The 15,067-nt window shown below is 73.4% G+C and carries 12 protein-coding genes; 6 read left to right on the top strand and 6 right to left on the bottom strand.

Going from position 1 to position 15,067, the window contains the following annotated elements:
* Positions 1 to 147: 147 nt before the first annotated feature.
* The 3 genes from O7625_RS01395 to mce all read right to left on the bottom strand — a co-directional run bounded on the left by O7625_RS01395 (position 148) and on the right by mce (position 4,556).
* Positions 148 to 2,175: a hypothetical protein gene (locus O7625_RS01395; protein ID WP_282343712.1), complete on the bottom strand. Its 2,028-nt coding sequence runs from the start codon at positions 2,173 to 2,175 to the stop codon at positions 148 to 150.
* Positions 2,176 to 2,352: 177 nt separating this feature from the next.
* Positions 2,353 to 3,618 carry a DivIVA domain-containing protein gene (locus tag O7625_RS01390; RefSeq protein ID WP_282343710.1) on the bottom strand — a complete coding sequence of 422 codons (1,266 nt, stop codon included), beginning with the start codon at positions 3,616 to 3,618 and terminating at the stop codon, positions 2,353 to 2,355.
* Between the two features lie 461 nt (positions 3,619 to 4,079).
* Positions 4,080 to 4,556, bottom strand: a complete 477-nt coding sequence (gene mce / locus O7625_RS01385) for a methylmalonyl-CoA epimerase (RefSeq protein WP_282267650.1) — start codon at positions 4,554 to 4,556, stop codon at positions 4,080 to 4,082.
* 62 nt (positions 4,557 to 4,618) lie between these two features.
* Here mce and O7625_RS01380 point away from each other — a divergent pair, with 62 nt between their 5' ends.
* The 3 genes from O7625_RS01380 (at position 4,619) to O7625_RS01370 (ending at position 7,298) form a co-directional block, all read left to right on the top strand.
* Positions 4,619 to 5,812 carry an acetyl-CoA C-acetyltransferase gene (locus O7625_RS01380; protein WP_067314049.1) on the top strand — a complete coding sequence of 398 codons (1,194 nt, stop codon included), beginning with the start codon at positions 4,619 to 4,621 and terminating at the stop codon, positions 5,810 to 5,812.
* Between the two features lie 125 nt (positions 5,813 to 5,937).
* A complete protein-coding gene (gene meaB / locus O7625_RS01375) occupies positions 5,938 to 6,873 on the top strand; it encodes a methylmalonyl Co-A mutase-associated GTPase MeaB (RefSeq protein ID WP_282346770.1) in 936 nt (311 codons plus the stop codon).
* A gap of 167 nt (positions 6,874 to 7,040) precedes the next feature.
* The gene (locus tag O7625_RS01370; protein WP_282343708.1) at positions 7,041 to 7,298 is read left to right on the top strand and encodes a hypothetical protein; all 258 of its coding nucleotides are present in this window, start codon (positions 7,041 to 7,043) and stop codon (positions 7,296 to 7,298) included.
* 61 nt (positions 7,299 to 7,359) lie between these two features.
* Here the strand turns inward: O7625_RS01370 and O7625_RS01365 are convergent, their stop codons facing one another.
* Together O7625_RS01365 and O7625_RS01360 are read right to left on the bottom strand one after the other, a co-directional pair.
* Positions 7,360 to 7,764 carry an ATP-binding cassette domain-containing protein gene (locus tag O7625_RS01365; RefSeq protein ID WP_282343707.1) on the bottom strand — a complete coding sequence of 135 codons (405 nt, stop codon included), beginning with the start codon at positions 7,762 to 7,764 and terminating at the stop codon, positions 7,360 to 7,362.
* A gap of 169 nt (positions 7,765 to 7,933) precedes the next feature.
* Positions 7,934 to 8,239 (bottom strand): FtsX-like permease family protein, encoded by a 306-nt coding sequence (locus tag O7625_RS01360; protein ID WP_348774008.1) that lies wholly within the window; start codon positions 8,237 to 8,239, stop codon positions 7,934 to 7,936.
* A gap of 237 nt (positions 8,240 to 8,476) precedes the next feature.
* Here O7625_RS01360 and O7625_RS01355 point away from each other — a divergent pair, with 237 nt between their 5' ends.
* The 3 genes from O7625_RS01355 to O7625_RS01345 all read left to right on the top strand — a co-directional run bounded on the left by O7625_RS01355 (position 8,477) and on the right by O7625_RS01345 (position 12,764).
* Positions 8,477 to 10,165, top strand: coding sequence for a methylmalonyl-CoA mutase family protein (locus O7625_RS01355; RefSeq protein ID WP_282343704.1), 1,689 nt, complete (start codon positions 8,477 to 8,479; stop codon positions 10,163 to 10,165).
* Between the two features lie 391 nt (positions 10,166 to 10,556).
* On the top strand, positions 10,557 to 11,474 hold the full coding sequence (locus O7625_RS01350; RefSeq protein ID WP_282343702.1) for a tetratricopeptide repeat protein: 918 nt from the start codon (positions 10,557 to 10,559) through the stop codon (positions 11,472 to 11,474).
* Positions 11,475 to 11,537: 63 nt separating this feature from the next.
* The gene (locus O7625_RS01345; RefSeq protein WP_282343701.1) at positions 11,538 to 12,764 is read left to right on the top strand and encodes an arginase family protein; all 1,227 of its coding nucleotides are present in this window, start codon (positions 11,538 to 11,540) and stop codon (positions 12,762 to 12,764) included.
* 8 nt (positions 12,765 to 12,772) lie between these two features.
* Here O7625_RS01345 and O7625_RS01340 read toward each other — a convergent pair whose 3' ends face one another.
* Positions 12,773 to 14,731, bottom strand: a complete 1,959-nt coding sequence (locus tag O7625_RS01340; RefSeq protein WP_282343699.1) for a penicillin-binding transpeptidase domain-containing protein — start codon at positions 14,729 to 14,731, stop codon at positions 12,773 to 12,775.
* Positions 14,732 to 15,067: the final 336 nt, after the last annotated feature.

Below are 15,067 nucleotides of genomic sequence, written 5' to 3'. Positions count from 1 at the left end.
AGCCCGCCCGGTCCAGGTTGCCGGACACCTACCGTACGAGCCCCTGCCCGCAGGGTAGTGGCCGCCCGCCGGCACCGGCCACCCGGCCCGTCGGGGCAGCCGACCCGGCCGCCCGGCCCGTCGGGGCAGCCGACCGGCCGCCGCGGGTCACTCCGACTCGACGGTCACCGTGCTCGGTGTGGCGCTGCGTTCGTCGGTGGTCGGCTTGGTGGGCCGTTTGCCGTTCTCACCGGTGCTGGTGATCTTCGTCGGGGTGGCCTCCCGGCCGGCGGTGCCCGGCACCGCGGCGACGGTCGGCTCGCCGTCCACCCCGGCGCTGGCCGTCCCTCCGTCCACCGTGGTCACCGGCTCCGCCTTCGGTTTCCTGCCGTTGCCGCGGGAACCCGTCCCGGGCCGGCCGCCGTCCGGCACCGCCGCGTCGAGGACCGCCGGTGCGGTGGCGCGCACCCGGAGCTCGGTGACCTCCCGCTGGAGTTCGTCGTGCTCCTGCCGTGCCTGCCAGGTCTCCTGACGCAGGTCGGCCAGCTGCTGCTGGGCCTGGGCGATCTCCAGCATCACCCGGGCGAGCTGCTGCCGGCCCGCCGCCGCCTCCTGCTGGGTGGCGGCGAGGTGCTGCTGGGTGGTGGCCAGGTGCTGCTGGGTGGTGGCCGCGTACTCGTCGAACTGCCGGCGCGAGGCGGCGACGTGCTCGTCGGCCTGGCGACGCTTGTCGGCGGTCTCCCGCTCGGCCCGGTCGCGCAGCTCGGCGGTCTCCTGCTCCACCCGCCGACGCAGCTCGGTGGTCTCCTGCTCGGCCGTGCGGCGCAGCGTCGCCGCGTCCGCCTCGGCGGCCCGGCGGATCTCCGCCGCGCCCTGCTCGATCTCGTCGCGCCGGGCGGTCCACTCCCGCTCCAGCTCCGCCTGCCGGGCCTGGTGCTGCTGCGCCAACTCGTCGTGCCGGGCCTGGTGCTTGCGGTCCAGCTCGTCGCGGCGCTTGGCGAAATCCTGCTCGGCGGCGGCGCGGCGCTGGGCCAGCTCCCGGTCGGCGGCCTCCCGCCGACCGTTGACCTCCTGCTCCACCCCCGCGCGCCAGGCGCCCAGCTCCTGCTGCGTCTGGGCACGGGATTGCCGGACGTACTCCTCGGTCTCGGTGTGCATCCGCTGCACGTACGCCTCGGCCTCGGCCCGGCTGCGCTTTGCCGCCTCGGTCGCCTCGGTGACCAGCCGGTGCGCCTCCTGGCGGGCCTGGTTCCGGGTCGCCTTCGCCGCCTCGCCGGCGTCGTCGGTGACCTGCTTCGCCTCCTGCTGCGCCCTGGCGTGGGTGGCCCGGCTGGTCTCGGTGGCCGTCTCGGTGAGCCGCCTGGCCTCCTGCTGCGCCTTGGTGTGCACCTCCTTGGCGGCGTCCCGCAGGTCGGTGGCCTCCTTCTGGGCCTTGGCCAGCGCCGCCTTGGCCATCTCGCGGAGCTTGGCGGCCTCCTGCTGGGCCCGGCTGTGGATCTCCCGAGCGGTGTCGCGGAGCTGGGTGGCCTCCTGCTTGGCCTTCTCCAGGGCCTCCCGGGCGGTGCTCCGCAGCCGGTTCGACTCCTCCTCGGCGGCGGCGCGCAGCCGGTTCGCCTCCTCTTCGGCGGTGGCGCGCAGCAGGGTCGACTCGTCCCTGGCGGTGGCGCGCAGCCGGCCGGCCTCCTGCTTGGCCGTACGCACGGCGGCGTCCGCCTCGGCCTTGCGGGCGCTGGTGTGCCGCTCCTCCTCGGCCCGCCGGGCGGCAAGCGCGATCTCGAAGTCCTTGAGTGCCCTGGCGGCCTGCTCGCGGGCCTCGACGATGATGTGCTCGGCGGCGGCCCGGCGGGCCTCGATCTCCTCGTTGGCGGCGACCAGGATGGCGTCCGCCTGCTCCTCGGCGAGGGCGAGGATCTGCTCGACCCGGGGGCCGAGATGCTTGAAGGAGGCCCGGTCCACCACGCCGACCTGCTTGCGCACCTGGGCGAGATCCCGCTGGAGGTGCTCGACCTGGCCGGCCAGCTTGTGGATCTGGGTGTACGCCTGTTCCCGCTCACCCGTGAGGGTGGTGATCTCGTGCTCCGCGCGAGCGACGTACCGGTCGACCTGTCGTTTGTCGTATCCCCGCAGGGCGGACTCGAAGCTGGGCTCCGTGGTCACATCCCCGCCGAGAGCGAACAGTTCCTCGCCGTGCGACATGCCCCCATCCTCACACGCATCCGGCCCTCCTGGGGCGATACGGACGCCGCTGTGGGGAGCTGTTTCACTGTGGTCGCGCGACAGGGTGTCACAGCGGGAAAACGGGCGCGGCGCGGGGGTCCACCGGTCTTCCGGTGTCCGCCCGCGCCGCGACACATGCCCCGTCGATGCAGTCGGTCAGCTGGCGGTCTCCGCGGTGGCCCGGGACTCGGCGTCGGCCTTGGCCGGATCCGCCTTGGCCGGCGCGGCGGCCGGCTGCTGGGCCGGCACACCCGGCACGATCCCGGCCAGGCCGGAGAGCATCTGGCCGAGCTGGGAGGTGACCGCGTCCTTCTGGCGGGTGAGGTCCTCCACCTCGCGGCGGGCCGCCTGGGTGGTCAGGTCCGCCTCGGTACGCGCCTCGGTGAGCAGCCGCTTCGCCTCGGCCTTGGCCTCGTTGAGGGTCTTCTCGGACAGCGCCTTGGCCTTGTCGACGGTCTCGTTGGCGGTGCGCTCGGACTCGATCCGGCGGGCCTCGGCGCGCTGCTCGATCTCCTTGGCGCGCTCCTGGGCGGCCCGTGCCCGCTGCTCGGCCTCGCCGACCAGCTTCTGGGTCTGCGCCACCTGGGCGGCGTGCCGCTCCGACTCCTCGCGCTCGGCCTTCTCCCGGCGCTCGGCGAGCTGCAGTTCCAGGGCCTGGAGGTCCTTGTCCCGCTTGTCGCGGGCGTCGGTGAGCAGCTTGGTCGCCTCGGCGCGCTTCTCCTCGGCCTCCCGGGCCGCCTTCGCCCGCTGCTGGGTGATCTCCCGCTCGGCGGTGGCGCGCAGGGTGGCGACCTCACGCTCGACGGTCGACTTCAGCTCGGCCACCTCGTGCGCGGTGACCGTACGCAGCTGCTTGGTCTCCCGGTCGGCGTCGGCGCGCAGCGTGTCGGCCTCCCGACGGGCCTGCACCCGGGCCTCGGCGGCCTCCCGCTCGGCGGCGGTACGGACGGTGCCGGCCTCCCGCTCGGCGGTGGCCTTCATCGCGGCGGCCTCCGCGCGGGCCTTGTCGGTGATCTCCCGCGCCTCCAGCCGGGCGGCGGAGAGGATCCCCTCGGATTCGCGCTTGGCCTCGTTGCGGTGGTCGTTGGCCTGCTCTTCGGCCAGCCGGAGAATCTGCTCGACCCGGGTGCCGAGACCGGAGAGGGTCGGCCGGCTGTTCTCCTCGAGCTGCTTGTTGGTGTCGGTGAGCTTCTGCTCGAGCGCGGCCTGCCGCTGCTCGGCCTGGCGGAGCCGGCGCTGGGCGTCGTTCATCCGCTGCTCGGCCTCGGCGCGGGCCTGCTCCGACTGGGTCAGCGCGGCCGTCATCCGGCCGAGGAAGTCGTCGACCTGGTGGGTGTTGTATCCGCGCAGGCCGACCGTGAAGTCCGGCTGAGAGTTCGCGTTGTCGAAGAACGCGAGAGGGGAGGACTGCTGCTGGGGCATTGGGACATACTCGCAGACCCACCGGGGTCGTTCGCAAGAGCGGTGCCGAGCTTTCGTGTCCTCTTTACAGGGTCTGCCGGATCGTCGCCCCGATCCGGCCCATAGGGCGATCTTGCCAGGTCCCGGCGGTGCCCCAAGCCCTCATCGTGACGACGGAACACGTCACCTGCGGCCCTTTACCACCACTCTCCCGAACCCCACTCCCACCAATCCCCCACCCCTCATGCCTCAACCCCAACCCTCAACCCCAACCCCGCTCACCCGCGCCGCGCCCGTGCCCGCGCCCCACCGCTCGGTTGATCAAGAGGTTTGCGTCAGTCGGATCGGAAAACCTGACGTAAACCTCTTGATCAACGTCGACGGGCGCGGGCGGGCGGGCGGGCGGGGCGAGGGTGAGCGGGAGCGGGCCGGAGCGGGCGGGAGCGGGTGGGAGTGGGGACGGGCGGTAGCGGGGGTGGGGGTCAGTGGGGGGTGGGGGCGGGTTCCACGAGTTCTATGAGGACGCCGCCGGCGGCCTTCGGGTGGACGAAGTTGACCCGGGAGTTGGCGGTGCCGCGCTTCGGGGTGTCGTAGAGGAGCCGGACGCCGCGTTCGCGCAGCGTCGCGCAGGCGGCGTCGATGTCGGCCACGGTGTAGGCGAGCTGTTGCAGGCCGGGGCCGTTGCGGTTGAGGAACTTGGCGATGGTCGACTCCGGCGTGAGCGGGGCGAGCAGCTGCACGCAGCCCCCCTCGGCGGTCGGGCCGACCGCCATCATCGCCTCGCGGACACCCTGCTCGGTGTTGGTCTCCTCGTGGATGCAGCGCATCCCGAAGGTGCGCTGGTAGAAGTCGATCGCGGCGTCCAGGTCGGGGACCGCCACGCCGACGTGGTCGATACGGCGCAGCCCGATGTCTGTGACGCAGTCGGCAGCGGGCTCGACGGGGGAGTTCTCAGCCATGAGGCTAGTCTGGCCGAACAGCCGTTAAGGCGTACAGTTCGGTACCCCCTCGGAGGCAGGCAGTGGCATCGGTGATCGTCAGCGGCGCGCGGACCCCGATGGGCCGGCTGCTGGGCAACCTCAAGGACCTCCCGGCGACGAAGCTCGGCGGGATCGCGATCAAGGCGGCCCTGGAGCGCGCCGGGGTCGCCCCCGACCAGGTGCAGTACGTGATCATGGGCCAGGTGCTCCAGGCGGGCACCGGGCAGATCCCGGCCCGGCAGGCGGCCGTCGAGGCCGGCGTCCCGATGTCGGTGCCCGCGCTGACCATCAACAAGGTGTGCCTCTCCGGCCTGGACGCGATCGCCCTGGCCGACCAGCTCATCCGGGCCGGCGAGTTCGACATCGTGGTGGCCGGCGGCATGGAGTCGATGACCAACGCCCCGCACCTGCTGCTCGGCCAGCGCACCGGTTACAAGTACGGCGACGTCACGATCAAGGACCACATGGCCCACGACGGCCTCAGCGACGCCTGGGACTGCTGCTCGATGGGCGAGTCCACCGAGCGGCTCGGCGCCCGGCACGGCATCACCCGGACGGAACAGGACGCGTTCGCCGCGGCCAGCCACCAGCGGGCCGCGGCCGCCCAGAAGAACGGGCACTTCGCCGACGAGATCACCCCGGTGGTCATCCCGCAGCGCAAGGGTGAGCCGCTGGTGATCACCGAGGACGAGGGCATCCGGCCGGACACCACCGTCGAGTCGCTGGCCAAGCTGCGGCCGGCGTTCGCCACCGACGGCACGATCACCGCCGGCTCCTCGTCGCCGATCTCGGACGGCGCGGCGGCGGTCGTGGTGATGAGCAAGGCCAAGGCGAACGAGCTGGGCCTGACCTGGCTGGCCGAGGTCGGCGCGCACGGCAACGTGGCCGGCCCGGACAACTCCCTGCACTCGCAGCCGTCGAACGCCATCCAGCACGCCCTGAAGAAGGGTGGCCTGAGCATCGAGGACCTCGACCTGATCGAGATCAACGAGGCGTTCGCCCAGGTCGGCATCCAGTCCGCGCGGGACCTCGGGGTCAGCACCGACAAGATCAACGTCAACGGCGGGGCCATCGCGCTCGGTCACCCCATCGGGATGTCCGGCGCCCGGCTGGTGCTCACCCTCGCGCTGGAACTCCAGCGGCGCGGCGGCGGCACCGGCGCGGCGGCGCTCTGCGGCGGCGGTGGCCAGGGCGACGCCCTGATCATCCACGTCCCCGCCGACGCCCGGAGCTGACCGGCCGTCGAGCCTGGCAGTGAGGGTTGGCGAGCACCGCAGTCGGGAGTGAAGGTGACCCAGTGAGTGTCGAGAACGCCCCCGTCGTGGCCGCCGTCGGGGTGCGCCGCAGTCGGGACGTACCGATGCTGGTGCGACGGGCGCGCGAGGGTGACCCCCGGGCGGTGGCCCGGCTGATCACCCTGGTCGAGTCCGGGGACGCGGTGCTGCCGCAGGTGGCGGCGGCGCTCGCGCCGTACGCCGGGCAGGCCCAGGTGGTCGGCTTGACCGGCTCCCCGGGGGTGGGCAAGTCGACCACCACCAACGAGCTGGTCCGGGCGCTGCGGGCGGCCGGGCGACGGGTCGGGGTGCTGGCCATCGACCCGTCCAGCCCGTTCACCGGCGGGGCGATCCTCGGCGACCGGGTGCGGATGCAGGACCACGCCACCGACCCGGGCGTCTACATCCGGTCGATGTCCAGCCGGGGGCACCTCGGCGGGCTGTCGGCGGCCACCCCGCAGGCGGTCCGGGTGCTGGAAGGCGCCGGCTGCGACGTGGTGCTGGTGGAGACCGTCGGGGTCGGGCAGGCCGAGGTGGAGGTCGCGTCGCTCGCCGACACCACGCTGGTGCTGCTCGCCCCGGGCATGGGGGACGCGATCCAGGCGGTCAAGGCCGGCATCCTGGAGATCGCCGACGTCTTCGTGGTCAACAAGGCCGACCGGGACGGCGTTGACGCCACCGTCCGCGACATCCAGGGCACGATCGCGCTGGGCGAGCGCGGGCCGGGCGAGTGGCGTCCGCAGGTGGTCCGGTCGGTCGCCGCGCGGGGCGAGGGGATCGACGACATCGCCGCCGCGATCGACAAGCACCGCGCCTGGCTGGAACAGCACGACGAGCTGCGCCGCCGCCGCGAGAAGCGGGCCGCCGCCGAGATCGAGGCGATCGCGCTGGGCACCCTCCGCGCCCGCATCGGTTCCCTGCGCGACGGTACGCAGCTGAGCACGCTCGCCGCGAAGGTGGCCGAGGGTGCCCTCGACCCGTACGCGGCGGCGGACGAGTTGTTGGCCCAGATCAGCTCCTGACCGGGCCTGCTTGACCGGACACCACCCGGCCCTCTTCGGGCGACGCATTGCCGCTCTTGAATGCTGTGATGTGCGCGTGTATACAGGAGGCACGAAACTGATCTCGGGACCGGGCGCATTCTGCCGCCCGGGGCGCGGTCTCCGGATCGAGGAAGGGAAGGAATACCGTGACCAGGATCGGCACAATGGCCACCCGGCTCGGCGTCTCCGGCGCGCTCGTCGTCGGCGCGGTGTCGCTGACGTTGGCGACGACGGCAGCCGCCGCGAGCGCCGGCTCGGTGAGCGGCGGTTGGTTCACCAACAGCACCTCCTGTTACCAGGCCGGCAGCAACGCGGTCGAGCTGCCGAATTCGCGGTACCGCGACTATGCCTGCAACTATTCCGCCAGCCACAACCCGCACTGGCACCTGGTCCTCTACACCTGATCGGCACCGCACCCGCGCGCAATGGGGACGGCCATTCCCGCTGGCCGCCTGCGGTGTGCGGTCAGCCGGTCGGTTGCCGCAGGTACGGCTCCAGCAGCCCGCGCGCGAGCGAACGGGCCTTGGCCTCCCCGACACCGTTCTCGATCATGTGGGAGGCGGTGTAGACGATCGCCTGGATGAGTTCGGCGGTGCCGGCCGGGGCGGGTGCGCCGTGCTCGGCGAGGGCTTCGACGAACGGGGCGCGTAGCTGTTCGTGGAGGCGACCGCTGGGTTCGGCGAGCGCCGGGAGCAGGTTGCCGGACTGGAACACGAAACCGACGGTCTCCCGCCGCAGGGTCGTCCGGCCCCGGCGGCCGGCCACCGCCATGTCCCGCCCGGCCATCCGGACCGAACCGGACGTCGGCACGCCCAACCCGCCAGCCACGGCCGGCAGGCTCGACTTGCCGGCGCCGGAGGGGCCGACCACGGCGACGAACTCGTCGGGCTCGACGGCGAGCGAGACCCGTCGAGCGCGCGCACGGTGTCCTCACCGTCGCCGAAGCGCAGGCACATGTCCCGCATGACCAGTCCGTCGAGCCGGCGACCGGCCGGGCCGTCCGCGCCGGCCGCCGGTCCGAGGTTGTCGGGGTGCGTGCTCATTGGTTCGCTCCCAACGCCGTCGCCGGATCCACCGCGGTGATCCGGATGATCGCTGCGACCGCTCCCAGCAGGCCGAGCACGATCAGCAGCAGGCTCGCCCCGGCGATCGCGGACACCCCCAGGGTGAACGGGACACCACCGCCGCCGATCAGGCTGCCCCGCCCGACGCCGGCGGTGACGCCGACACCGGCGGCGAGGAGCAGCAGGATCAGCGCCTGGGTCAGCCCGTCCCGCGGCAGGAAGCGGGTTGGTGCGCCCATCGCCCGCATCACGGCGATCTCGTGCTTGCGCTGATCGTCCAGACTGAGGAGGTTTGCGTCAGTTGATCAAGAGGTTTGCGGCGAACCCGCCGTCGGATCATGACGCAAAACTCTTGATCACCGAGATGCGGCGTGTGTCGGGGCGAGATGCTGCGCGTGCCGGGCGAGGCGCAGCGTGTGTCGGGGCACGGGAAGGGGTGGGTGGGCTTCCTTAGCGATCGTTCAGGTGTTCGTTCTACACTCGGGGCTCGGTCGAGGACTCGAGGAGGAGCCCCGCGGATGAACGCCGACGAGATCGCCGCCGGACGGGCGCGCTGGCAGGCCCGGTACGACGCCGCGCGCAAGCGGGACGCGGACTTCACCACCCTGTCCGGGGCCACCGTGCAACCGGTGTACGGACCACCCGAGGGGACCGCGTACCCCGGGTTCGAGCGGATCGGCTGGCCGGGCGAGTTCCCGTACACCCGGGGGTTACATCCGACCGGCTACCGGGGTCGGGCCTGGACGATCCGGCAGTTCGCCGGGTTCGGCAACGCCCAGCAGACCAACGAGCGGTACAAGATGATCCTCGGCGCGGGCGGCGGTGGGCTCTCCGTCGCGTTCGACATGCCGACCCTGATGGGGCGCGACTCCGACGACCCGCAGGCGCTCGGCGAGGTCGGCCACTGCGGGGTGGCGGTGGACTCCGCCGCCGACATGGAGGTGCTCTTCGACGGCATCGACCTGGCCGGCGTCACCACCTCGATGACCATCTCCGGCCCGGCGGTGCCGGTGTTCTGCATGTACCTGGTCGCCGCCGAGCGGCAGGGCGTCGACCCGTCCCGGCTGGACGGCACGTTGCAGACCGACATCTTCAAGGAGTACATCGCGCAGAAGGAATGGCTGTTCGACCCCGAGCCGCACCTGCGCCTGATCGGCGACCTGATGGAGTACTGCGCCGCGGAGATCCCGCGCTACAAGCCGTTGTCGGTCTCGGGCTACCACATCCGCGAGGCCGGCTCGACCGCCGCGCAGGAGTTGGCGTACACCCTGGCCGACGGGTTCGGCTACGTCGAGCTGGGGCTCTCGCGCGGGCTCGACGTCAACGTCTTCGCCCCGGGGCTGAGCTTCTTCTTCGACGCGCACCTGGACTTCTTCGAGGAGATCGCCAAGTTCCGCGCCGCCCGCCGGATCTGGGCCCGCTGGCTGCGCGACGTCTACGGCGCCACCAGCGAGAAGGCCCTCTGGCTGCGGTTCCACACCCAGACCGCCGGGGTGTCGCTGACCGCGCAACAGCCGGTCAACAACGTGGTACGCACCGCGGTGGAGGCTCTCGCGGCGGTGCTCGGCGGCACCAACTCGCTGCACACCAACGCCCTCGACGAGACGTTGGCCCTGCCCACCGACGAGTCCGCCGAGATCGCCCTGCGCACCCAGCAGGTGCTGATGGAGGAGATCGGGGTGACCAACGTGGCCGACCCGCTCGGCGGCTCCTGGTACGTCGAGGCGCTCACCGACGCCATCGAGGCCGAGGCGGAGGAGATCTTCGCCCGGATCCGCCAACTCGGCGGCGACGGGCCGCACCGGATCGGCCCGATGACCTCCGGCATCCTGCGCGGCATCGAGGACGGCTGGTTCACCGGCCACATCGCCGAATCGGCCTTCGTCTACCAGCAGGCCCTCGAAAAGGGCGACAAGAAGATCGTCGGGGTCAACTGCCACACCGGTACGGTCGCCAAGGAGCTGGAGATCCTGCGTATCTCGCACGAGGTGGAGCTGGAACAGCGCCGGGTCCTCGCCGAGCGTAAGGCCGCCCGCGACGACGCGGCGGTGACGGCGGCGGTGACCCGGATGATCGAGGTCAGCCGCACCGGCGGCAACATGATCCCGCCCATGCTCGACGCCGTCCGCGCCGAAGCCACCCTCGGTGAAATCTGCGACGCCCTACGCGCCGAATGGGGCACCTACCGCGAACCCCCCCGCTTCTGACCCCCACCCGCCCTCCCCTCTCCACCCCACCCCACCCACCCCATCCACCCACCCGCCCCACCCGCCCCACCCGCCCCACCTGCCCCCTCACCTGCCCTCCTCACCCGCCCCCCTCACCCAACCTCCCTACTCGCCCCGCCCGCCCCCGGCCCCCCGCCCACCCCTCACTCCGTCGATCATGGAGTTGTGGCGGCGGTAGAGCCGGATAAAAGGGGCGCTACGCCCACCACAACTCCATGATCGACGGAGTGGGGGGTGGGGCGGGTGCGGGGAGGGGGGAGAGGGGGAGGAGGAAGGGGGAGGGAGAGGAGGAAGGGGGGAGGTGAGAGTGGCAACTGTGGGCGTTGCGGCTGAGCTGAGAACGCTGGGGCTCGTGCGAGACTAGGTAACCATGAGCGACCCACGGATCACCTCGTCGATCTTCACCCGCGGCGCGGTCGACCTCAGCGCGCTGCGCGGCACCGCCCCGGCCAGTTCCCGTCCCGCCACACCGAGCCAGACCGGCGCACCCACCGGGGTGCCGGGTGGCCCCGCCGCAGCTGGCGGCGCACTCGACGTGACCGAGGCGAACATCCAGGCCGAGGTGCTCGAACGATCGTTGACCACCCCGGTGGTGGTCTTCTTCGGCGCGGCCGGCTACCCCGACAGCGACCAGTTCGCCCCGGTGCTGGAGCGGTTGGCGGCCGAGGGCACCGGCCAGTGGGTTCTCGCCCGGGTGGACGTCCAGGAGAATCCCCGGATCGCGCAGATGTTCCAGATCCAGGCGATCCCGACCGTCTACGCGGTCGTCGGTGGGCGGCCGATCGACGCCTTCCCCGGCGTGATCCCCGAGCCGCAGCTGCGCCAGTGGCTCGCCGCCGTGCTGAAGGCCGGTGGGGTCACCGTGGCCGAGCCGGAGGACCCGCGCCTCGACGAGGCCGACGACGCGTTGATGAGCGGCGACCTGGACGCCGCCGAGCAGGCGTACCGCAAGATCCTGGCCGAGTCCCCGGCGGACGCCGCGGCCGAGGCCGGGCTGGCCCAGGTCGGGGTGGCCCGGCGGGTCGCGGGTGCGGACCCGCAGGCCGCGCTGGCCGCCGCGCAGGCCAACCCCGACGACGTCGACGCGCAGCTGCTCGCCGCGGACATCGAGGTGCTCAGCGGGATGGCCGAGCAGGCGTACGCCCGGCTGGTCGGGCTGGTCCGCCGGAGCAGCGGCGACGACCGGGACCGGGCCCGCCAGCACCTGGTCTCGCTGTTCAGCATCGCCGGCCCGGACGACCCCGCCGTGGCCTCCGCCCGCCGTGCCCTGGCCAGCGCTCTGTTCTGAACCCCTGACACCCGTGCGGGCCGGCCACCCGGCCGGCCCGCCGACCATCGAGGACGGGAGCCTGTGATGCGCCGAATCGCCGTCCTCGACGCGCCGACCAATCTCGGTCTGCGCCCGCCCACCGCCACCTCCGTCCCCGGCTGTGGCAAGGCCCCCGGGGCGCTGCGCGACCACGGCCTGCTGGCCCGGCTGGGCGCGCGGGACGCCGGCTGCCTCACCGCCCCCCGGTACGACCCGGGCGACTGGCGGCCCGGCGACGGGGTCTGCCACGCCCGGGAGATCTCCGGCTACTCGACGGTGCTCGCCGACCGGATCGGCGCGATTATCGACCGGGGCGAGTTCCCTCTGGTCCTCGGTGGGGACTGTTCGGTGCTGCTCGGTTCGGCCCTGGCCATGCACCGGCTCGGCGAGGCCGTCGGCGGGCGGATCGGGCTGGTCTTCGTCGACGGCCACTCCGACTTCCGGCACCCCGGCAACGCCTCGTACGTCGGTGCGGCGGCCGGCGAGGACCTGGCCCTGGTCACCGGGCGCGGGCAGGCCGACCTGGCCGCCATCGAGGGCCGCCGACCGTATTTCCGGGACATCGACGTGGTGGTGCTCGGCATCCGGGCGCAGGACGAGTACCGCCTCGACCTCCAGGCCGCCGGGATCACCACCCGCCCGGTGCCGGCGCTGCGCGCCGAGGGGGCCGCCCGCAGCGCCCAGTGGGCGCACGAGCAACTGGCCGACTGCGCCGGTTACTGGGTGCACATCGACGTGGACGTGCTGGACCCGGCGGTGATGCCGGCGGTGGACGCCCCCGACCCCGGCGGGATCGCCTTCGCCGAGCTGGAGATCCTGCTCGCCGGGCTGGTGGACACCCCGCACTGCCTCGGTGTGGAGCTGACCGTCTTCGATCCCGACTACGACCCGGACGGCGCGTACGCCGCCGAGATCGTCAACACCGTCGTCGCCGGGCTGGCCCCGGTCGTCGCCCCGGACGCGGTCGCGCCCCGGCTGCTGCCACCCCGGGCGGCCCACCCCGACCCGGTCCCGGCACAGCCGGACCTGAGCGGGAGCGCAGGGCTGGCCGGCGGCGCAGGGCTGGCCGGGGAGCCGAACCCGGCCTGGGAGTCGGGGCGGGCCGGGCAGCTGGGCCGGGCCGGGGAGCAGGACCGGGCCGGGGGGACAGGGTTGGTCGGGGGGACAGGGTTGGCCGGGCAGCCGGGCCGGGTCGAGGGGCCGGACCGGGCCGGGGAGCTGGGCGGCCGGGCCGAAGGGGCGGGCCGGGCCGAGGAGCCGGTGGCCTGACCGCAGGGTCAGCCCAGGGCGCGGAGGAAGCGTTCGGCGATCGGGACGGCGCTGGCCGTGCTCGATCCACCCTGCTCGACGAAGACGGCGAACGCGACGTCCCCCCGCCAACCGACGAACCAGGCGTGGGTGTGCGTCGGGTCGTTGTCGTACTCGGCGGTGCCGGTCTTGCCGTACACCGGATCCCCCGGCACGTCGGCCAGCGTCCTACCGGAACCGGCGGTGACCACCTCGCGCATCATCGTCTTCAGCCCGGCCACCGACTCGGCCTTCAGCGGCGGGCCGGACCCGGCGGGCGCGGCCGGGGCCGGGTCGAGCACCAGCTTGGGCTGCTCCCACCGGCCGCGGGCGACGGCGGCGGTCGCCCCGGCCATGGCCAGCGGGCTGACCACTGTGGTGCCCTGGCCGATCGCCGCGGCCGCCTGCTCGGTGGGGCCGCCGCCGGTGGAGACCTTGCCGGTGAAGACGTCGGCGCCGAGGTCCCAGCGGCCCTCCAGGCCCAGGGTACGGCCGGTGGCGGCCAGCCCGTCCGGACCGAGCTGCGGAGCCAGCGCGACGAACGCGGTGTTGCAGGACTTCGCGAAGTCGGTCCGGAACGGCACCCGGCCCAGGACGAAGTCGTCGGAGTTCTTGAACGACCGACCGTCCACCACGCGGGTCTTCGGGCAGTCGACGACGGTCTGCGGGGTCACCGCGCCCCGGTCCAGCAGGCCGAGGGCGCTGACCGTCTTGAAGGTGGAGCCCGGCGGCACCTGGGCGGTGAAGGCGAGGTTCTCGCCGGCCGCCCCGGGGCCGTTGGCGGCGGCGAGCACCGCGCCGTCGCTGATCCGCAGCGCTACCACCGCCGACCGTCGCTTCTCGGCCCGCAACGCGGCGTCGGCGGCGTTCTGGGTGGCCACGTCGAGGCTGGTGCGTACCGGCTGACCGGCGGTGGGCTCCTGCCGGAACGCCTCGGTGACCACCGTGCTGCCCCCCTCGGGGGTGGGCCGGCGGATCTCCACGGTCGTCCCGGGGGCGCCGCGCAGCCGCTCGTCGTAGCGGCCCTGGAGGCCGCCGTGCCCCACCAGGTCACCCTTGGCGTAGAGGTCGGGGTGGGCGGCCAGGTCGTCGGCCTGTGCCTGGTCGACCGTGCCGAGCAGGGCGCGGGCGAACTCCCGGGTGGGGGCCAGGTCGAGCTTCTCGGCCCGGAACGTCGTCCCCGGCAGGTCGTAGATCCGGGACCGGATCTGCCGGTACGCCTCGTCGCGCAACGTCACCACCTCGACGAAGGCACCGGGGTCGGCGGCGCTGAGCCGCTGCGGCAGGTCGGTCAGGTCGACCGGCGGGCTGATCGGCGGCCGGACCGCCTTGAACGCCGCGTCCAGTCGTCCGACCAGGGCCTTGACGTCGCCGGCCTCGCTCGGCTGCACGCCGATCCGGACCACTGGCCGGGGCGTCACGATCGGCTGGCCCGCGCCGTCGAGCACACCGGCCCGGGGCGCGGCGGTCCGCCGGAGCGCCAGCCGGTCGCCTCTGGCCAGCTGCTCGTGCAGCACCTGGGGTTCCCAGATCACCTGCCACTGGTCGCCGCTGTTCTGGCGCAACCGGACCGGCCGCTGGTAGGCCCAGGTCGCCCCGCCCGGCAGCGCCCACCGGATGTCGACCCGGGCGGTGGCCAGGTTCTTGGTGATCTCCACGTCACCGACGCGCTCCAGGGTGGGCGGGGTGGCGGCGAGGTCACCGGAGAGCTTCTTGATCTCCTCGGCGACGGTGGCGGCGGGCACCCTGGCCCCGGTGGCCTCGACGAAGCCCACCTCGTCGAGGTTGCCGGAGCGCCAGCCCGCGAGGAACGCGTCCACGCTGTCGTCCAGCCCGTCGTCGCCGGAGCAGCCGACGAGGGTGGCCGCCGCCAGCGCGCAGACGGCCAGAGCGGCGAGCCACCGCCGAGGGGGAGTGCCGGGGCGGCGGTACGGGTACGACAGGGGCATGGAGCTGCACCTTCCGGAGGGCGGGCTGCCCTGCACGCTAGTACGCGCCCGCCGCCGGCACTGCCCCGCGCCACCGGCCCGGCCGCCGGGGCGCACCTGACGGCTGCCGGATCCGGGCGCTGCGTGACCGCCCGGTGGGCGGATCGCGACGGGCCGGCGGCGGGCGGGGACGCGGACCCGCGGGTGTCCGGCGGCGGGCGAAGACGCGGACCCGCAGGTGTGATGAACATCCCGAGACGGGGTACTCGGCACCCGGCCGCTCGGGCATCTGCAACGGATGCCAGGCCAGCGTCTCGAACCGGACGTCCCACCGGTGGTCCGCCGACGCAGACACGC

This window comes from Micromonospora sp. WMMD714, from assembly GCF_029581315.1.
GTDB lineage: Bacteria > Actinomycetota > Actinomycetes > Mycobacteriales > Micromonosporaceae > Micromonospora > Micromonospora rifamycinica.
This window is presented reverse-complemented; position numbering and strand designations above follow the sequence as displayed.